This window comes from Klebsiella grimontii (assembly GCF_042137965.1).
In the GTDB taxonomy this organism is placed as follows: domain Bacteria; phylum Pseudomonadota; class Gammaproteobacteria; order Enterobacterales; family Enterobacteriaceae; genus Klebsiella; species Klebsiella grimontii.
Genome location: NZ_CP169721.1, coordinates 5,651,869 through 5,671,578 on the forward strand (window position 1 = coordinate 5,651,869; position 19,710 = coordinate 5,671,578).

At 53.0% G+C, this 19,710-nt stretch carries 15 protein-coding genes and 3 rRNA genes; 5 read left to right on the plus strand and 13 right to left on the minus strand.

Going from position 1 to position 19,710, the window contains the following annotated elements; all coding sequences use genetic code 11:
• Positions 1-162: 162 nt before the first annotated feature.
• Positions 163-1,062: an acyltransferase gene (locus tag ACE3MN_RS26475; RefSeq protein WP_024360712.1), complete on the plus strand. Its 900-nt coding sequence runs from the start codon at positions 163-165 to the stop codon at positions 1,060-1,062.
• A gap of 50 nt (positions 1,063-1,112) precedes the next feature.
• Here ACE3MN_RS26475 and dsbA read toward each other — a convergent pair whose 3' ends face one another.
• The 3 genes from dsbA to ACE3MN_RS26490 all read right to left on the minus strand — a co-directional run bounded on the left by dsbA (position 1,113) and on the right by ACE3MN_RS26490 (position 3,095).
• Positions 1,113-1,736, minus strand: coding sequence for a thiol:disulfide interchange protein DsbA (dsbA, locus tag ACE3MN_RS26480; protein WP_004127082.1), 624 nt, complete (start codon positions 1,734-1,736; stop codon positions 1,113-1,115).
• Positions 1,737-1,763: 27 nt separating this feature from the next.
• Positions 1,764-2,750 (minus strand): serine/threonine protein kinase, encoded by a 987-nt coding sequence (locus ACE3MN_RS26485; protein ID WP_004871954.1) that lies wholly within the window; start codon positions 2,748-2,750, stop codon positions 1,764-1,766.
• Between the two features lie 75 nt (positions 2,751-2,825).
• Positions 2,826-3,095, minus strand: coding sequence for a YihD family protein (locus ACE3MN_RS26490; RefSeq protein ID WP_004127077.1), 270 nt, complete (start codon positions 3,093-3,095; stop codon positions 2,826-2,828).
• A 71-nt stretch (positions 3,096-3,166) separates the two neighbouring features.
• On the opposite strand from ACE3MN_RS26490, the gene mobA reads away from it, so the two are divergent.
• Positions 3,167-3,748, plus strand: a complete 582-nt coding sequence (gene mobA / locus ACE3MN_RS26495) for a molybdenum cofactor guanylyltransferase MobA (RefSeq protein ID WP_024360713.1) — start codon at positions 3,167-3,169, stop codon at positions 3,746-3,748.
• Positions 3,745-4,251 (plus strand): molybdopterin-guanine dinucleotide biosynthesis protein MobB, encoded by a 507-nt coding sequence (mobB, locus tag ACE3MN_RS26500; protein WP_004871947.1) that lies wholly within the window; start codon positions 3,745-3,747, stop codon positions 4,249-4,251. The genes mobA and mobB overlap by 4 nt, the downstream gene beginning before the upstream one ends.
• 124 nt (positions 4,252-4,375) lie before the next feature.
• Here the strand turns inward: mobB and rrf are convergent.
• From rrf to ACE3MN_RS26515, 3 genes are all read right to left on the minus strand, one after another.
• Positions 4,376-4,491, minus strand: a 5S ribosomal RNA gene (gene rrf, locus ACE3MN_RS26505).
• Between the two features lie 67 nt (positions 4,492-4,558).
• Positions 4,559-7,465, minus strand: a 23S ribosomal RNA gene (locus ACE3MN_RS26510).
• Positions 7,466-7,671: 206 nt separating this feature from the next.
• A 16S ribosomal RNA gene (locus ACE3MN_RS26515) occupies positions 7,672-9,211 on the minus strand.
• The 16S, 23S and 5S rRNA genes sit together here, the layout of an rRNA operon.
• Before the next feature lie 481 nt (positions 9,212-9,692).
• On the opposite strand from ACE3MN_RS26515, the gene ACE3MN_RS26520 reads away from it, so the two are divergent.
• Both ACE3MN_RS26520 and mdtD read left to right on the plus strand, forming a co-directional pair.
• Entirely contained in the window at positions 9,693-10,403 is a 711-nt protein-coding gene (locus tag ACE3MN_RS26520) for a FadR/GntR family transcriptional regulator (RefSeq protein ID WP_004871943.1), read from the plus strand.
• Between the two features lie 3 nt (positions 10,404-10,406).
• Entirely contained in the window at positions 10,407-11,804 is a 1,398-nt protein-coding gene (gene mdtD / locus ACE3MN_RS26525; RefSeq protein ID WP_049131986.1) for a multidrug transporter subunit MdtD, read from the plus strand.
• Here mdtD and rbsR read toward each other — a convergent pair.
• From rbsR to kup, 7 genes are all read right to left on the minus strand, one after another.
• Positions 11,801-12,793, minus strand: coding sequence for a ribose operon transcriptional repressor RbsR (rbsR, locus tag ACE3MN_RS26530; protein WP_004871939.1), 993 nt, complete (start codon positions 12,791-12,793; stop codon positions 11,801-11,803). The two genes, mdtD and rbsR, sit on opposite strands and share 4 nt — an antisense overlap.
• A 3-nt stretch (positions 12,794-12,796) precedes the next feature.
• On the minus strand, positions 12,797-13,729 hold the full coding sequence (rbsK, locus tag ACE3MN_RS26535; protein ID WP_024360526.1) for a ribokinase: 933 nt from the start codon (positions 13,727-13,729) through the stop codon (positions 12,797-12,799).
• Positions 13,730-13,827: 98 nt separating this feature from the next.
• Positions 13,828-14,718: a ribose ABC transporter substrate-binding protein RbsB gene (gene rbsB / locus ACE3MN_RS26540; protein WP_024360527.1), complete on the minus strand. Its 891-nt coding sequence runs from the start codon at positions 14,716-14,718 to the stop codon at positions 13,828-13,830.
• Between the two features lie 27 nt (positions 14,719-14,745).
• Complete coding sequence (rbsC, locus tag ACE3MN_RS26545) at positions 14,746-15,711, minus strand: ribose ABC transporter permease (RefSeq protein WP_004855792.1); 966 nt, start codon at positions 15,709-15,711, stop codon at positions 14,746-14,748.
• A 5-nt stretch (positions 15,712-15,716) separates the two neighbouring features.
• The gene (gene rbsA / locus ACE3MN_RS26550; protein ID WP_102650126.1) at positions 15,717-17,222 is read right to left on the minus strand and encodes a ribose ABC transporter ATP-binding protein RbsA; all 1,506 of its coding nucleotides are present in this window, start codon (positions 17,220-17,222) and stop codon (positions 15,717-15,719) included.
• 10 nt (positions 17,223-17,232) lie between these two features.
• Positions 17,233-17,652, minus strand: coding sequence for a D-ribose pyranase (gene rbsD, locus ACE3MN_RS26555; protein ID WP_004871932.1), 420 nt, complete (start codon positions 17,650-17,652; stop codon positions 17,233-17,235).
• Between the two features lie 182 nt (positions 17,653-17,834).
• Positions 17,835-19,703 carry a low affinity potassium transporter Kup gene (kup, locus tag ACE3MN_RS26560; protein ID WP_004871930.1) on the minus strand — a complete coding sequence of 623 codons (1,869 nt, stop codon included), beginning with the start codon at positions 19,701-19,703 and terminating at the stop codon, positions 17,835-17,837.
• Positions 19,704-19,710: the final 7 nt, after the last annotated feature.

The following is a 19,710-nucleotide window of genomic DNA, read 5'->3' on the forward strand; positions in this document are numbered from 1 at the left end:
CTTTAATAACATCATGATGACTCAATGTTCCATGTGGATATAAGATCCGGATATTTTTCCGTCCGGGTAAAACCCGTCATTTGCTCTATTTTCTGGTAAAATCAGCCTCTTGCGCTGTTTAAACGCGTTCTTTGTCAGCCTAACTTTCTGAATAAATTAACTATGTCGAGATTACTCGCTGCGATAACGCTCCCGCTGAGTATCGCCCTGACTATCGTAGTCACCATTATTTGCTCCGTGCCAATAATCATCGCCGGGCTGATTAAACTGCTTGTGCCTGTTGCTGCGGTCTGGCGCTCGATATCCGTTTTTTGCAATTTCATGATGTACTGCTGGTGTGAAGGGTTGGCTCTGCTGCTGCGCCTTAATCCCTGGCTTAAGTGGGATGTTGAGGGCCTGGAAGGCCTGAATAAGAAAAACTGGTATCTGCTTATCAGCAACCACCATAGCTGGGCCGATATCGTGGTACTGTGCGTGCTGTTTCGCAAACATATCCCGATGAATAAATATTTCCTCAAGCAACAGCTCGCCTGGGTGCCGTTTATTGGCCTGGCATGCTGGGCGTTGGATATGCCTTTTATGCGCCGTTATTCCCGCGGTTATTTAATCCGCCATCCAGAGCGCCGTGGCAAAGATGTTGAAACCACCCGCCGCTCCTGCGAGAAATTCCGCTCACATCCCACCACTATCGTTAACTTTGTCGAAGGTTCACGCTTTACTGAAGAGAAGCGGCTGCAGACCCGCTCGCCTTATAATAATTTATTAGCACCAAAAGCTGCCGGTACTGCCATGGCATTAAGCGTACTGGGCTCGCAGTTTGATAAGCTGCTGAACGTTACGCTGTGTTATCCAGAGAATCATCACCGACCGTTTTACGACATGCTGAGCGGCCGATTAACGCGGATTGTGGTACGCATCCGCGTTGAACCCGTGACGGAAGAGCTGCACGGCGATTATGTGAATGATAAAAACTTTAAGCGGCGGTTTCAGCGCTGGCTAAATACGCTCTGGGAAGATAAAGATCGTCAGTTAACGGAAATCATGCAGCAGAAAGGAAAATGATGCTGGACGCTGAAAAGAGTAACGCCGGTCAGTAACCGGCGTTTATTTTTTTATTTCTTCTCAACTAACTGCTTAACGGTATCGGCATACTGGGCAACAAATGCGTCCATATTGCTGGTATCCATACCCTGCGGGTTAAGCTGATATTTGCCGTTAACGTACATAGCGGGTACGCCCTGCAGCTGGAAATCAGCAGCGGCTTTCTCTTGCTGAGCCACCAGGGATTTCACTACAAAACTGTTCCAGGCTGCATCGTAATCTTCACCTTTAACGCCGGCGTCAACGAAGACCTTACGAATATCGGCTACGGTCTGAACGGTCTGTGTTTTCTGTACCGCTTCAAACATCGGGACGGTAATCTTGTCTTCCACACCCAGCGCCATCGCGACGGCCCACGCCTGGGTCAGATCCTTGCCCAACGGGCCCAGGAATTCAACGTGGTATTTCGTCATTTTGACGCCTTCAGGCAGCTTTTTCTTCACGTTATCTGACACATGAAGCACTTCTTCAAACTGATAGCAGTGCGGGCAGTAGAACGAGAAAAACTCGAGCACCTGAGGCTCGCCGGCAACGGGCTTATCGAGGGTAATATACTGCTTACCGTCGGTGATCTGGGCAGCGGATGCACTAAAAGCCAGAATCATACCAGCCAGCGCCAGCCAAATTTTTTTCATGATTAACTCTCTCCTGGATATATCACATTAATACATTGGCGTTAACTGAAGAGGCGGTTCCTGCAGAACCTTTACCTGCTCAAGAAAAGTTGTTGTCTGCCCACGCCAGTAATCTTCCCCGGTTAACCACGGGAAGTTCTTAGGAAAAGCAGGATCTTCCCAGCGTCTTAACAACCACGCCAGATAATAAACTAACCGCATTGCACGTAAAGGTTCGATGAGGGCAATTTCATCCGTATTGAAAGAGCTAAACTCTTCATACGCTTCAATGATCATCTCAAGCTGCATCCGTTGCTCGGCCTTATCACCGTTCAACAGCATCCACAGATCCTGGATAGCAGGTCCATTACGTGAATCATCTAAATCAACAAACAAAGGGCCATCGCGCCAGAGGATGTTTCCTGCATGGCAGTCACCGTGCAAACGTAAGATATTGGCGCGCCCGTGCCATTGCGCCATTACCGCATCAATCAGCTTATCAGTAGCGCCAAGAAAAGCCTCTTTCAGCCCTGCCGGTATCAGCGGGGAGAGCTCAAAGACCTGCCGGGGCTCAAGAAGGTACTCATTGGTGCCAATCTCCGGGCGCGCGACAAAACGCTGTTTGCGTCCCGTTTGATGCAGACGGCCAAGGTAGCGCCCAACCCATTCCATCTGATCGAGGTTATCCGCCTCAAACTGACGTCCACCCAGGCTTGGGAACACGGCGAAAAAGAACCCCTGATGCTGATGAAGGGTACTTTCGTTAAACGACAATGGCGCCGCTACAGGGACTTCGTCCTGAACGAGCTGAAGGGAAAACTGGTGTTCTTCGAGGATTTGTTCGGCGGACCAGCGCTCAGGACGATAGAACTTCACCACATAGCGGCGACGATCTTCGTCCTGAAACTGGTAAACTCGGTTCTCATAGCTATTAAGCGGGGTGAGACCTGAGTCCACCCGCATTCCCAGATCAAATAAACCATCAATGATGGTATCCGGGTGAAGCGTCTGAAAAGTGAAAGCCTTATCGTGCATCCTGACATCCGATAATCGTACGAATGATACAGGATATCATCTCATTACCGATTCCGCGGCGGCGCTTACAACCTTTTACTCTTTAATCACGCCCCGAGCGCGTAGCAGCGCAGTTTTAAAATCTTCTTCATAATCTTTCTGGATACCGGGGATAACAGCCTCTTTTGCCGAGTCGCGCATCTTCAGGTGATAAATCAGAATATCGTCGGAAAGATCGCTCAGTTCACCGGCATAACCGGCCTCTTTCGCCAGTTTTTGCAAAAATTGAATCAAATTCAGCTCGGGTTCTTTCTGCCAGGCTGGCTGGAGAAGTTCAATGACTTCATTCAGGCGTTTACATTTCATAGCAATGCTCCTTACTCTTGATAGGTGTACGTTAGCAGGGACAATCCCACAATGAAAGAGGCGATATTAATATGCAGGGCAAGGTAATAACCGGCGTTGTACTGGCGGGTGGGAGAGGTACGCGTATGGGAGGCATTGATAAAGGATTGCAGTTGCTGAAGGGGAAAGCTCTGTGGCGTCATGTCGCCGATACGCTGCAACCCCAGGTCACAAAGCTGGTGATTAGCGCTAACCGCAATCTTGATTGCTGGCGAAGCAGCGGCTACCCGATTATTACCGACTCTCTGAACGACTTTCCCGGGCCGTTAGCCGGTATGCTTTCCGTTATGCATCAGGTTGAGGGTGAGTGGTTTCTGTTTTGTCCGTGCGATACGCCTTTTATTCCATCATTTCTGGCTGAGCGCTTAATACTGCAAAAAAAATCATCCCCGGTCGTTTGGGTACACGACGGTGAACGCGACCATCCGGCGATTGCTCTGGTGAATCGAGTGGTGATTAGCGAACTGGAAACCTATCTGGCGGCAGGCGAGCGGCGGGTTATGGTGTTTATGCGTAAAATGGGCGGGCATAGCGTCGATTTTAGCGATGTAAAATCAGCCTTTATTAACGTCAACACTCTCAGTGACTTACAAAGTATGGAGGTGTCATCATGATCCCTCTTTTGGCCATCGCCGCCTGGAGCGGCACGGGTAAAACAACCTTATTAAAAGCGCTGATTCCAGCGCTACGCGCGGAAGGCATACGTCCTGGGCTCATTAAACATACTCATCATGATATGGATGTGGATAAACCCGGTAAAGATAGCTATGAGCTACGTAAAGCAGGCGCGGCTCAGACGATAGTCGCCAGCTCGCAGCGTTGGGCATTAATAACGGAAACACCCGAAGAGCCTCCACTGGATCTGACATGGCTGGCTAGCCGAATGGATGCATCAACGTTAGATCTCGTACTGGTTGAAGGTTTTAAACATGAAGCAGTGCCCAAGATCCTGCTCTTTCGGCAAAACAGCGGACATTGCAGAGAAGAATTAGTGTTTGATGATGACGTGATTGCCGTTGCCAGCGATACGCCTGTCGAGACGTCGCTTCCCTTGTTAGATTTAAATAATATTCCGCAGATAGCCGTTTTTATTATGCAGTGGTTAAAGAGGGCTTAATCGCGGCCTTGATTGAGATTGCAGATATATCGCTACGCGTCATCTTGCTAAATCATTCTTGCTTTCTCAGACCACAAAAACGCAAAAAGCCCATCCGTCAGGATGGGCTCTTCACTTAATTGATGCCTGGCAGTTCCCTACTCTCACATGGGGAGACCCCACACTACCATCGGCGCTACGGCGTTTCACTTCTGAGTTCGGCATGGGGTCAGGTGGGACCACCGCGCTAGTGCCGCCAGGCAAATTCTGTTATCTGTATCAGGCTGAAAATCTTCTCTCAAATCCGCCAAAACATCTTCGGCGTTGTAAGGTTAAGCCTCACGGTTCATTAGTACCGGTTAGCTCAACGCATCGCTGCGCTTACACACCCGGCCTATCAACGTCGTCGTCTTCAACGTTCCTTCAGGACTCTCAAGGAGTCAGGGAGAACTCATCTCGGGGCAAGTTTCGTGCTTAGATGCTTTCAGCACTTATCTCTTCCGCATTTAGCTACCGGGCAATGCCATTGGCATGACAACCCGAACACCAGTGATGCGTCCACTCCGGTCCTCTCGTACTAGGAGCAGCCCCCCTCAATTCTCCAGCGCCCACGGCAGATAGGGACCGAACTGTCTCACGACGTTCTAAACCCAGCTCGCGTACCACTTTAAATGGCGAACAGCCATACCCTTGGGACCTACTTCAGCCCCAGGATGTGATGAGCCGACATCGAGGTGCCAAACACCGCCGTCGATATGAACTCTTGGGCGGTATCAGCCTGTTATCCCCGGAGTACCTTTTATCCGTTGAGCGATGGCCCTTCCATTCAGAACCACCGGATCACTATGACCTGCTTTCGCACCTGCTCGCGCCGTCACGCTCGCAGTCAAGCCAGCTTATGCCATTGCACTAACCTCCTGATGTCCGACCAGGATTAGCTGACCTTCGTGCTCCTCCGTTACTCTTTAGGAGGAGACCGCCCCAGTCAAACTACCCACCAGACACTGTCCGCAACCCCGATTAGGGGCCCACGTTAGAACACCAGCCATTAAAGGGTGGTATTTCAAGGATGGCTCCATGCAGACTGGCGTCCACACTTCAAAGCCTCCCACCTATCCTACACATCAAGGACCAGTGTTCAGTGTCAAGCTATAGTAAAGGTTCACGGGGTCTTTCCGTCTTGCCGCGGGTACACTGCATCTTCACAGCGAGTTCAATTTCACTGAGTCTCGGGTGGAGACAGCCTGGCCATCATTACGCCATTCGTGCAGGTCGGAACTTACCCGACAAGGAATTTCGCTACCTTAGGACCGTTATAGTTACGGCCGCCGTTTACCGGGGCTTCGATCAAGAGCTTCTCCTTACGGATAACCCCATCAATTAACCTTCCGGCACCGGGCAGGCGTCACACCGTATACGTCCACTTTCGTGTTTGCACAGTGCTGTGTTTTTAATAAACAGTTGCAGCCAGCTGGTATCTTCGACTGATTTCAGCTCCATGGGTAAACCACTTCACCTACATATCAGCGTGCCTTCTCCCGAAGTTACGGCACCATTTTGCCTAGTTCCTTCACCCGAGTTCTCTCAAGCGCCTTGGTATTCTCTACCTGACCACCTGTGTCGGTTTGGGGTACGATTTGATGTTACCTGATGCTTAGAGGCTTTTCCTGGAAGCAGGGCATTTGTCACTTCAGCACCGTAGTGCCTCGTCATCACACCTCAGCGTTGATAACGTTCCGGATTTACCTGGAACATCCGCCTACATGCTTAAACCGGGACAACCGTCGCCCGGCCAACATAGCCTTCTCCGTCCCCCCTTCGCAGTAACACCGAGTACAGGAATATTAACCTGTTTCCCATCGACTACGCCTTTCGGCCTCGCCTTAGGGGTCGACTCACCCTGCCCCGATTAACGTTGGACAGGAACCCTTGGTCTTCCGGCGTGCGGGTTTTTCACCCGCATTATCGTTACTTATGTCAGCATTCGCACTTCTGATACCTCCAGCAACCCTCACAGGCCACCTTCAACGGCTTACAGAACGCTCCCCTACCCAACAACACATAGTGTCGCTGCCGCAGCTTCGGTGCATGGTTTAGCCCCGTTACATCTTCCGCGCAGGCCGACTCGACCAGTGAGCTATTACGCTTTCTTTAAATGATGGCTGCTTCTAAGCCAACATCCTGGCTGTCTGGGCCTTCCCACATCGTTTCCCACTTAACCATGACTTTGGGACCTTAGCTGGCGGTCTGGGTTGTTTCCCTCTTCACGACGGACGTTAGCACCCGCCGTGTGTCTCCCGTGATAACATTCTTCGGTATTCGTAGTTTGCATCGGGTTGGTAAGTCGGGATGACCCCCTAGCCGAAACAGTGCTCTACCCCCGAAGATGAGTTCACGAGGCGCTACCTAAATAGCTTTCGGGGAGAACCAGCTATCTCCCGGTTTGATTGGCCTTTCACCCCCAGCCACAAGTCATCCGCTAATTTTTCAACATTAGTCGGTTCGGTCCTCCAGTTAGTGTTACCCAACCTTCAACCTGCCCATGGCTAGATCACCGGGTTTCGGGTCTATACCCTGCAACTTAACGCCCAGTTAAGACTCGGTTTCCCTGCGGCTCCCCTATACGGTTAACCTTGCTACAGAATATAAGTCGCTGACCCATTATACAAAAGGTACGCAGTCACCCCATAAAGAGGCTCCTACTGCTTGTACGTACACGGTTTCAGGTTCTTTTTCACTCCCCTCGCCGGGGTTCTTTTCGCCTTTCCCTCACGGTACTGGTTCACTATCGGTCAGTCAGGAGTATTTAGCCTTGGAGGATGGTCCCCCCATATTCAGACAGGATACCACGTGTCCCGCCCTACTCTTCGAGTTCACAGCCTGTGCGTTTTAGTGTACGGGAGTATCACCCTGTACCCTGCGACTTTCCAGACGCTTCCACTAACACACAAGCTGATTCAGACTCCGGGCTGCTCCCCGTTCGCTCGCCGCTACTGGGGGAATCTCGGTTGATTTCTTTTCCTCGGGGTACTTAGATGTTTCAGTTCCCCCGGTTCGCCTCGTTTGACTATGTATTCATCAAACGATAGTGCAACGAATTGCACTGGGTTTCCCCATTCGGACATCGCCGGCTATAACGGTTCATATCACCTTACCGACGCTTTTCGCAGATTAGCACGTCCTTCATCGCCTCTGACTGCCAGGGCATCCACCGTGTACGCTTAGTCGCTTAACCTCACAACCCGAAGATGTTTCGTGAAACATCATCGTGTCGCGAAAATTTGAGAGACTCGAACACACATTAACTGTGTGTCGTTTCAATTTTCAGCTTGATCCAGATTTTTAAAGAGCAAAATTTCACAATGCACTTCACAGTACATTTTGAAATTTATCATTCATCAGACAATCTGTGTGGACACTACAAAGGCAGGTTCTTTCAGGTAAGGAGGTGATCCAACCGCAGGTTCCCCTACGGTTACCTTGTTACGACTTCACCCCAGTCATGAATCACAAAGTGGTAAGCGCCCTCCCGAAGGTTAAGCTACCTACTTCTTTTGCAACCCACTCCCATGGTGTGACGGGCGGTGTGTACAAGGCCCGGGAACGTATTCACCGTGGCATTCTGATCCACGATTACTAGCGATTCCGACTTCATGGAGTCGAGTTGCAGACTCCAATCCGGACTACGACATACTTTATGAGGTCCGCTTGCTCTCGCGAGGTCGCTTCTCTTTGTATATGCCATTGTAGCACGTGTGTAGCCCTACTCGTAAGGGCCATGATGACTTGACGTCATCCCCACCTTCCTCCAGTTTATCACTGGCAGTCTCCTTTGAGTTCCCGACCGAATCGCTGGCAACAAAGGATAAGGGTTGCGCTCGTTGCGGGACTTAACCCAACATTTCACAACACGAGCTGACGACAGCCATGCAGCACCTGTCTCAGAGTTCCCGAAGGCACCAAAGCATCTCTGCTAAGTTCTCTGGATGTCAAGAGTAGGTAAGGTTCTTCGCGTTGCATCGAATTAAACCACATGCTCCACCGCTTGTGCGGGCCCCCGTCAATTCATTTGAGTTTTAACCTTGCGGCCGTACTCCCCAGGCGGTCGACTTAACGCGTTAGCTCCGGAAGCCACTCCTCAAGGGAACAACCTCCAAGTCGACATCGTTTACAGCGTGGACTACCAGGGTATCTAATCCTGTTTGCTCCCCACGCTTTCGCACCTGAGCGTCAGTCTTTGTCCAGGGGGCCGCCTTCGCCACCGGTATTCCTCCAGATCTCTACGCATTTCACCGCTACACCTGGAATTCTACCCCCCTCTACAAGACTCCAGCCTGCCAGTTTCGAATGCAGTTCCCAGGTTGAGCCCGGGGATTTCACATCCGACTTGACAGACCGCCTGCGTGCGCTTTACGCCCAGTAATTCCGATTAACGCTTGCACCCTCCGTATTACCGCGGCTGCTGGCACGGAGTTAGCCGGTGCTTCTTCTGCGGGTAACGTCAATCGACAAGGTTATTAACCTTATCGCCTTCCTCCCCGCTGAAAGTACTTTACAACCCGAAGGCCTTCTTCATACACGCGGCATGGCTGCATCAGGCTTGCGCCCATTGTGCAATATTCCCCACTGCTGCCTCCCGTAGGAGTCTGGACCGTGTCTCAGTTCCAGTGTGGCTGGTCATCCTCTCAGACCAGCTAGGGATCGTCGCCTAGGTGAGCCGTTACCCCACCTACTAGCTAATCCCATCTGGGCACATCTGATGGCAAGAGGCCCGAAGGTCCCCCTCTTTGGTCTTGCGACGTTATGCGGTATTAGCTACCGTTTCCAGTAGTTATCCCCCTCCATCAGGCAGTTTCCCAGACATTACTCACCCGTCCGCCACTCGTCACCCGAGAGCAAGCTCTCTGTGCTACCGTTCGACTTGCATGTGTTAGGCCTGCCGCCAGCGTTCAATCTGAGCCATGATCAAACTCTTCAATTTAAGTTTGATGCTCGTAGAATTAAACTTCGTAATGAATTACGTGTTCACTCTTTGAGACTTGGTATTCATTTTTCGTCCGAAGACGTTAAGAATCCATGTCACTTTGAGTGCCCACACAGATTGTCTGATAAATTGTTAAAGAGCAGTGCAACGCGGCTTTCGCTCACCGTTGCGAGGTGGCGTATATTACGCTTTCCTCATTCAGAGTCAAGCGTTTAATTTCGCTTTTCTCTGTCGGTATTCATCGCTGAATCCCGCTGACCCGGCGGCTTGCGTGCCGTTGTTCCGTGTCAGTGGGAGCGCATTATAGGGAGTTATTCCGAAGTGACAAGGGCTAAATGCAAAAAACTTTTCAACCGCCTCTTTTTTCATCATTACGGCGCGTAATGTAGCAAAAAACCGGCGTTTTGCCGTTTTAACCAACGAAGCAAGCCGTCAGATGGCATACTGGTAAGGTAAAAAAGAGAAAGGAACGGCATGTATGTCTTTAAGCGCACAGCAGTTGGCGGCACAAAAGAATATCTCCTGGGTATTAGCGGAGAAGCTAGCTCAAAAAATTTTGACCGGTGAATATCAGCCAGAAAGTATCCTTCCCGGCGAGATGGAGCTGGGCGAGCAGTTTGGCGTGAGCCGCACGGCCGTGCGTGAAGCGGTGAAGACGCTAACGGCAAAAGGTATGCTTTTACCACGGCCACGCATCGGTACGCGGGTGATGCCGCGCAGCAGCTGGAACTTCCTCGATAAAGAACTCCTGGCCTGGTGGTTAACAGAAGATAACTTCTCTGATGTTGTCAGCCATTTCCTCGTTATGCGCGGCAGCCTGGAACCTCAAGCCTGTTTTCTGGCGTCAACGTCAGGCTCGCCGGAGCAAAAGGCCCAGCTTAACGCCTTGATGGAGGAGATGGTTGAGCTAAAGAGGAACTTTCAGCGCGAGCGCTGGATTGAAGTCGATATGGCCTGGCATGAACATATATATGAAATGAGCGGTAACCCTTTCCTGATCTCTTTCGCCTCTTTATTTCATTCGGTCTATCACACCTACTTCACGTCAATTACGCAGAATGAAGTGGTGAAGCTGGATCTGCATCAGGCAATCGTTGATGCCATTCTGGATAGCGACGGCTCGCGAGCGCTTAGCGCCTGCCAGGCGTTGCTGAGTGCCCCCAATCATTCCGACAAATCGCAAGGGTAACGAATGACCAAAAAGAAAGGCCGCAGTATGGCCGGGCTGCCATGGATCGCAGCGATGGCTTTTTTTATGCAGGCGCTCGACGCCACCATTCTGAATACAGCCCTTCCCGCTATCGCCCATAGCCTCAACCGTTCACCGCTAGCGATGCAATCGGCCATCATCAGCTATACGCTGACGGTGGCTATGCTTATTCCGGTCAGCGGTTGGCTGGCCGACCGTTTCGGCACGCGGAAAGTATTTATCATCGCCGTCAGCCTGTTCACACTCGGTTCTCTTGCCTGCGCCCTGTCAAACTCGCTAATGGAACTGGTTATCTTCCGCGTCATTCAGGGCATCGGCGGGGCAATGATGATGCCAGTAGCGAGGCTGGCGTTACTGCGCGCCTATCCGCGCAGCGAACTGCTGCCGGTACTCAACTTCGTCACGATGCCTGGACTGGTCGGCCCTATCCTCGGCCCCGTGCTCGGCGGCGTACTGGTGACCTGGGCCAGCTGGCACTGGATTTTCCTGATTAATATTCCCATCGGTATTATCGGGATCGTGTATGCCCGCAAATATATGCCGGATTTCACCACGCCGCGTCGCCGCTTCGACACGCTCGGTTTTATCCTGTTTGGCCTGAGCCTGGTGCTGTTCTCTAGCGGAATCGAGCTGTTTGGCGAGAAAATTGTCGCCACATGGATGGCTCTGGCCGTTATCGCTCTGAGCATCATTTTACTGTGGGCCTATATTCGCCACGCTCGCCGTCATCCCACACCGCTCATTTCGCTTTCTTTATTTAAGACGCATACCTTCTCTGTCGGGATCGCGGGGAACCTGGCCACGCGCCTGGGTACCGGCTGCGTTCCATTCCTGATGCCGCTGATGTTACAGGTTGGCTTCGGTTATCCGGCGATTATCGCCGGCTGCATGATAGCGCCTACGGCTATTGGTTCGATTATTGCTAAATCAACCGTCACCCAGATACTTCGCTGGTTTGGTTACCGTAAAACGCTGGTCGGGGTCACGATATTTATCGGCCTGATGATCGCTCAGTTTTCGCTGCAATCTCCGGATATGTCGATCTGGATGCTGCTGCTGCCGCTATTCATTCTGGGCATGGCGATGTCCACCCAGTTCACCTCAATGAATACCATCACGCTCGCCGATTTAACCGATGACAACGCCAGCAGCGGCAACAGCATGTTGGCCGTTACCCAGCAGCTGTCGATTAGCCTCGGGGTCGCTGTTAGCGCAGCGGTGCTGCGTTTTTATGAAGGATTCGATAGCGCAAATACCATTGAACAGTTCCACTACACCTTTATTACCATGGGGGCAATCACCGTGGTATCGGCGCTGGTATTTACCTTATTAAGAGCAAAAGATGGCCGCAACCTGATTAAGGAGCGGCACAAGCGTTAGGCTGAACCGCGGACCACCAGCTCGGGGGTTAACTGCACGCGCTGCTGTTTTTGCCCCGGATCGGCCATGCGGTGAATCAGCACATCGATGGCCAGCTCGCCCAGTTCATCTTTCGGTTGATGAATCGTGGTTAACGGCGGCGTCATATAGCGCGCCAGTTCAATGTCGTCATAGCCTACCAGCGCCATATCCTGAGGGATGCGCAGCCCGCCCTGATAAAGGGCCTGGTAGGCGCCCACCGCCATCGCATCGTTACCGATAAACACCGCCTGCGGCAACGCTGAGAGGGTCAGCAGCTTCTGCATGGCGCTAAATCCGCCGCCAAACTCAAAATCGCTGCTAATCACATATCCTTCAGGTACCGTGAGTCCGGCCCGAGCCATCGCTGCCTGATACCCCTCCAGGCGCAGCCGGGCAGGCGTTTTATCCAGCGGACCCGCAATACAGGCAATTCGCGTATAGCCCTGGTCGATCAGATACTTCGTCGCCATATCGCCGCCCAGCAGAGAGTTATCCTGAATCAGATCGCTATCGCCGTCGAACGGCGCCCAGTCCATCATCACCGTCGGAACAGAAGGGTAACGCTGCATAATCTCCGGCGAAGGTTGATGCGTTTCAGTGCACAACAGCAGTAAACCATCGACGCGCTTTTGCATCAGCGTCTCCAGATTACGGTTCATGCGCTGCTCATCGCCTTCGGTATTACACAGCACCAGGCTATAACCCCGCTCGAAGCAGCTGCGCTCCACGCCGCGCACCAGCTCCGAGTAAAACGGATTGGTACTGGCGGTAATGAGCATACCTATGGTGCGGGTTTGATTTAATTTGAGGCTGCGCGCCAGCGCGGACGGCGCGTAGTTCAGGCTTTTAATCGCGGCGTCGACTTTAGCGGTAATCGCTTCGCTAACGAAACGATCTTTGTTAATGACATGAGAAACCGTCGAAGTGGAAACGCCCGCGATGCGGGCTACATCCTTCATGGTGGCCAAGCGTTACCCCTGTTGACGTAAAAATTCGTCTATTTCTTTTCGCCAGGGCACGGAGGGCTGAGCCCCTTTTCGGGTGACGGCGATAGCCGCGGCTGCATGGGCAAAACGAATTGCCTCCGCCAGTTCGCGACCTTCGAGCAGCGCGGTGACCAGCGCGCCATTAAAGGTATCGCCAGCGGCAATGGTGTCAACCGCCTGCACTTTAAACCCCGGAACCCGACGACCGTTACCTTCGCTGCTCGCCCATACGCCACGGCTGCCAAGCGTAATGATCACCGTACCAATACCTTTATCATGGAGCACTTTAGCGGCTTTTGCCGCATCCTCATCGTTTTCCACGCGCACGCCGGTAAGCTTTTCCGCTTCGGTCTCGTTAGGGGTAATAATATCCACCAGCGTTAACAGTTCATCCGGCAATTCACGCGCCGGAGCAGGATTGAGTATGACCGAGGTTTGATTCTGGTGAGCGATTTTCGCCGCCGCCAGTACGCTTTCCAGCGGCGATTCCAGCTGCATCAGCAGCGCCTGCGCGCTGGCAATACGCTCTTTTTCCGCATCAACCTGCGCAACGCAGAGCGCGGCGTTAGCGCCGGCGTGAATACCGATGGTGTTTTCACCTTCAGCGTTAACAAAAATCAGCGCCACGCCGGTTGATTCTCCGGCAACGGCCCTGACCGGCGCGACGTCGATATTATCGCTTTCCAGCTGACGACGAACGCGTTCGCCAATATCGTCATCGCCGGTACAGGCGATAAAGGAGATATTTGCCCCGCTGCGTCCGGCGGCAACCGCCTGGTTTGCGCCCTTACCGCCGAAAGCGACCTGATAATGATGACCGGTGACGGTTTCACCGGGCGTAGGGAAGGCGTCGAGATTAAGGATGTGATCGGCGTTGATACTGCCAAGGACGACAAGTTTGCCTGCGGTTTTCATAATCAATATTCCCGGAAATCGCGCCACCGGAATCCGGTGGCGCATGCCCTGCTTTTCTTTATTATGTTGTCCCTCGGACCGTCGCCGATCCGAATCGCACATTATTGCTTAATGACCAGTTTCAACTCAACCGGATAGCTGGTCTCCACTTTTTCGCCCTTCAGCACTTTATCGGCTGTCTCAACGCCTTTCACGCCGATCTGCTCCGGTAACTGGGCGATGGTCGCTGCCAGTTTGCCACTATTTACCGCTTTTTCGCCATCCGGAGTGCCGTCAAATCCAACAACCATCACATCAGATTTGCCTGCCGTTTGCAGCGCACGCAGCGCGCCCAGCGCCATTTCATCATTCTGGGCAAATACCGCCTGTACATCCGGATGCGCCGTCAGCAGGTTCTGCATGACGTTCAGGCCCTTAGTACGGTCAAAATCTGCCGGCTGGCTGGCCAGCACGTTAAACTTATGCGCAGCCACGGCCTGCTGGAAACCTTCGCCACGCTCGCGCGCCGCGGACGTCCCGGCAATGCCCTGTAGTTCAATGATCTTCGCGTTTTCGCCGACTTTTTTGGCGATATAGTCACCGGCCATTTTGCCGCCCAGCACGTTATCAGACGCGATATGGCTAACCACATCACCTTTTGATGCCTGACGGTCGAGGGTGATAACCGGAATTTTCGCCTGGTTAGCCAGCTTCACGGCATTACCCACCGCATCGGAATCCGTTGGGTTGATCAGCAGCAGTTTGGTGCCGCGGACGGTTAAATCCTGAACGTTAGCCAGCTCTTTGGCCGGGTTGTTCTGTGAATCCAGAACCACCAGGTTATAGCCAAGTTTATCCGCTTCTTTTTGCGCACCCTCTTTCAGAGAGACAAAGAATGGGTTGTTAAGGGTTGAGATAACCAGAGCGATAGTGTCTTTTGCCATCGCGTTTGCGCTTACGGTCGCACTTAACGCTACAGCAGAGACCAGGGTCGCCAGTTTTTTCATATTCATAGTTAAGATGTCCTGTAGAGTTCTCAGTTACTGCTTCTTGTTATCTACCAGTACCGCCAGCAAAATAACCACCGCTTTCACGATCATCTGGTAATAGGATGAAACGCCTAATAAATTCAGTCCGTTGTTCAGAAAGCCAAGGATCAACGCGCCAATCAACGTGCCGACAATACGCCCTTTACCGCCCGCAAGGCTGGTCCCCCCCAGCACCACCGCCGCAATCGCATCCAGTTCATATCCGGTGCCCGCCGTCGGCTGCGCGGAGGAGAGACGCGCGACCTCAATAATGCCGGCCAGCGAGGCCAGCATGCCGCACAAAGAATAGACGATGATCTTAACTTTATTCACGCTGATGCCGGAAAGACGCGTTGCCGCCTCGTTACCGCCGAGGGCGTAGATATAACGGCCCAGACGGGTATGGTGCAGCATGTACCAGGCGGCCAGGAAGACGATCGCCATAATCCACACCGGCGTTGGGATCCCCAGCGGACGACCAATCCCGAACCAGCCAAACAGATCGGCATTATCGGTAAAACCGGTATTCACCGGGCTACCGTTGGTATAAACCATCGTCACGCCGCGCAGCAGCAGCATCATCACCAGCGTGGCGATAAATGCCTGGACGCGCCCTTTCGCCACAATCACGCCGGTCACGGCGCCAATTGCCGCCCCTAACGCCAGCGCAGCGGCTACGGCCACCAGCGCGTTAACCTCAATTCCGACAATTGACGCGGCAACCGCGCCGGTCAGCGCCAGCAGGGAACCGACGGACAGGTCGATGCCCGAGGTCAGGATAACCAGCGTCATCCCTACCGCCATAATGGCGTTAACTGAAGTTTGCTGCAGGATATTGAACAGGTTATTCACGGTAAAAAAGTTGGGGCTCATGGTCGAAACAATCGCAATCAGCACCAGCAGGGCTATCAGCGATTTTTGCTCCATCAGCCACGCTTTTGTGAAGTAGCGACGACCAGAAACAGCCGGGTTATTCATCTTTTTTACTCCTGATTCACACGGTTAAGCTTGCCCACAGCGGCAGCCATCAATACTTCCTGGGTGGCCTGCTCGCGTGTGAATTCACCGCCGAGATGCCCTTCATGCATCACCATGATGCGATCGCTCATGCCCAGCACTTCCGGCATCTCCGAAGAGACCAGAATGATGCTCAGGCCTTCGGCTTTAAACTGGTTAATCAGCTGGTAGATCTCTTTCTTCGCGCCGACGTCGACGCCGCGGGTCGGTTCATCAAGGATCAGCACCTTCGGTCGGGTCATCAACCCGCGGGCGATCGCCACCTTCTGCTGGTTACCGCCCGAAAGCAGCCCAATAGCCTGCTCCATCGACGGCGTTTTCACATTAAACAGGCGGATAAAATCACTTACCGCCTGCTGTTCATCTTTATGCTTGAGGCTACCGCCGCCGCGGCTGAAGTAACGCAGCGCGGTTAGCGACATATTCTCTTTAACCGACATGCCGAGCACTAAACCATCGCGCTTGCGGTCTTCGGAGATGTAAACAATGCCGTTGGCCAGGCCATCCTGCGGAGAACGAGCGACAACTTCGCGCCCATCAAGGGTAACCGAGCCGCTGCTGCGCGGCAGCGCACCGTACAGCACCTTCATCAGTTCGGTACGCCCGGCGCCCATCAGCCCGGCGACGCCGAGAATTTCACCCTGGCGCAGAATAAAGGAGATATTCTCCACGCCTGAGCCGCATAGGTTGTCGACCTTAAGGCGAACCGCGCCCGGCGCTTTGTCCAGACGCGGATACTGATCCTCCAGCTTGCGGCCAACCATCATCTCAATCAGCAGATCTTCATCCAGGCTGGCCACTTCGCGCTCGGCGATAAACTGCCCATCGCGAAAGACCGTGACGTCATCGCAAATCTCGAAGATCTCTTTCATACGGTGAGAGATATAGACAATACCGCGCCCCTGCGATTTCAGTTCGCGGATCACGCGGAACAGGGATTCGGTCTCGGTATCGGTTAGCGCGTCGGTGGGTTCATCCATAATGATGACCTTCGACTCAAAGCTCAGCACTTTAGCGATCTCGACCATCTGCTGATCGCCGATCGATAAATCGCCCACCAGCTTCTGGCTGTTAAAACGTAGATTCAGCTTTGCCAGCAGCTTGTCGGCTTCGGCGTACATCGTCTTCCAGTCAATTTTGCCAAAGCGATTCACAAACTCACGACCGAGGAAAATGTTCTCGGCAATCGTCAGCTGTGGGATCAGGTTGAGCTCCTGGTGGATGATGCCAATTCCGGCTTCCTGAGAAGATTTAGGACCGTTGAAGGTGGTTTCTTTCCCCAGCCACAGCAGCGAACCGGCATCGCGGGCGTAAATACCGGTCAGCACCTTCATCATGGTGGACTTACCGGCGCCGTTCTCGCCGACCAGCGCCATCACGCGGCCCGCATAGACATTTAGCGAGGCGCCGGAGAGCGCCTTGACGCCAGGGAACGCTTTATCGATCCCTTTTAATTGCAATAAGGCTTCCATATCGGCGACCTCAGAACGTCACGCCGGCACAGAGAATAACGTTCGCATACGGGGAACACTCCCCGCTGCGAATCACCGCCTGACTGTCTGCGGTTTCTTTTTTAAACTGCTCATGACTGGTGTAACGAATTTCAATGGTGTTTCCCTGGTGCTGCTGCAGCTGCTCAAGGTGATTGAGCAACGTCGCGTGGAGCTGCGGATTAAGGGTTTTAATCTCTTCCGCGAGGATAGCCACTTCAACCTGCATTTCGCTCGTCACCACCTCCAGAACCTGCATAAAGGAGGGCACCCCGTGGGTTAACGCCATATCAATACGCGTGCTGCTGCGGGGAACCGGTAAACCAGCGTCGCAAACCACCAGCGTATCGGTATGACCCAGACGGGAGATAACCGACGAAATATCAGCATTGAGGACGGTACCTTTTTTCATTTTCTCTTTTGCTCCATTAGCGAAACGTTTCGCTGGTATTAGTATTAGCAATAAGAGAACAGAAAACCATCACCAGATGTGAGAATTGTGATCGTCATCGAAACGTTTCGCAACACAGGTGAAAGAAAGGAAGAAGCGCTGAGAAAAACAAAAAGCCCTTCATCAAGAAGGGCCTTAGATAATCAGATCTCAACCTGAGTGCCGAGCTCAATAACCCGGTTAGGCGGGATTTCGAACTGGTCTGGCGCTCGCAGGGCGTTGCGCTGCAGCAGCAGATACAGCTTGCCGCGCAGGCGCAGATACCACGGCCGCTTGCCGATGATCAACGACTCATGCGACATAAAGAAGGAGGTCTCCATCATCCGGCAGCTCAGGCCTTCCAGCCCGCAGCGGTGGAAAACCTCTTCGACGTTCGGCGTTTCGCGCCAGCCGTAGCTGGCAACGACGCGCCAGAACGACGGCGAAATCTGCTCAATCTGCACGCGCCGCACGTTATGTACGTACGGCGCATCTTCGGTACGCAGCGTCAGCAAAATCACCCGCTCGTGCAGCACCTTGTTATGCTTCAGGTTGTGTAGCAGAGCAAAAGGAATCACGTTCAGCGCCCGGGACATATAAACAGCGGTACCCGGCACGCGAACCGGCGGCGATTTTTCTAGCGAAGAGATCATCGCTTCCAGAGAGTTACCATGCTCATGCATCCGACGCAGCAGGCGGAAACGCTCGCTCTTCCAGGTCGTCATAATGGTAAACATCACCAGACCGAGGGTCAGAGGCAGCCAGCCGCCGGAGACGATTTTATCGAGGTTCGCGGAGAAGAGCGGAACATCAATGCACATAAAAGCCACCAGCAGCAGCGCCACAACAAACTTATTCCAGTGCCAGTTTTGGCGCGCCACCGTCGTGAACAGAATGGTGGTCAGCACCATCGTTCCCGTCACCGCAATACCGTACGCCGCCGCCAGATTAGAGGAGTGCTCAAAGCTAACAATTACGATGACCACCGAGATATACAGCAGCCAGTTGATAAACGGGATGTAAATCTGCCCGGACTCCATTTCCGAGGTATGAATAATACGCATCGGCGACAGGTATCCCAGACGCACCGCCTGACGAGTCAGGGAGAAGACGCCGGAGATAACCGCCTGGGAAGCGATAACCGTCGCCAGGGCGGCAATAATCAGCATCGGAATCAGCGCCCACTCCGGCGCCAGCAGAAAGAACGGGTTTTTAATTGCTTCCGGGTGTTTGAGCAGCAGCGCCCCCTGGCCAAAGTAGTTCAGCACCAGCGAAGGCAATACCACCGAAAACCAGGCCAGGCGAATCGGTAATTTACCGAAATGCCCCATATCGGCATACAGCGCTTCCACGCCGGTGATTGACAGCACCACCGCCCCCAGCGCCACAAACGAAACGGTTTTATATTCAAGGAAGAAATGAACCGCCCAATACGGGTTCAGCGCCTGCAGCACCTCCGGGTTAGCGAAGATACTGCGCGCCCCCAGCACCGCCAGCAGCAGGAACCAGATCAGCATAATCGGCGCGAACAGCTTGCCCACCATGCTGGTACCGTGCTTTTGAATGGCGAATAATAGTGTCAGAACAATAATGGAGATGGGCACAACCCAGGTATCCAGGTCGGGAGCGATAATTTCCAGCCCTTCTATCGCCGACATCACCGAGATGGCAGGCGTAATCACTACCTCGCCATAAAAGAAGCTGCCGCCGATAAGCCCAAGGATCACCAGTACCGATGTCGCACGTGCGGAGGTATTACGCCCCGCCAGCGACATTAACGTCAGGATCCCACCTTCACCGGCGTTATCTGCCCGCATCACGAAGGTGATGTACTTGAGCGATACGGTGAAAATTAACAGCCAGAAAATGAGCGACAGGAAGCCAAAAACAGCATCACGCTCAACGCCAAAGCCAAACTGGCCTGACAGACATTCACGAAGTGTATACAGTGGGCTGGTGCCGATATCGCCGTATACCACGCCGATTGCCGCCAGCGTTATTGCCGGCAGCGATTGTTTATTATCAGTGCTCATAGACTAG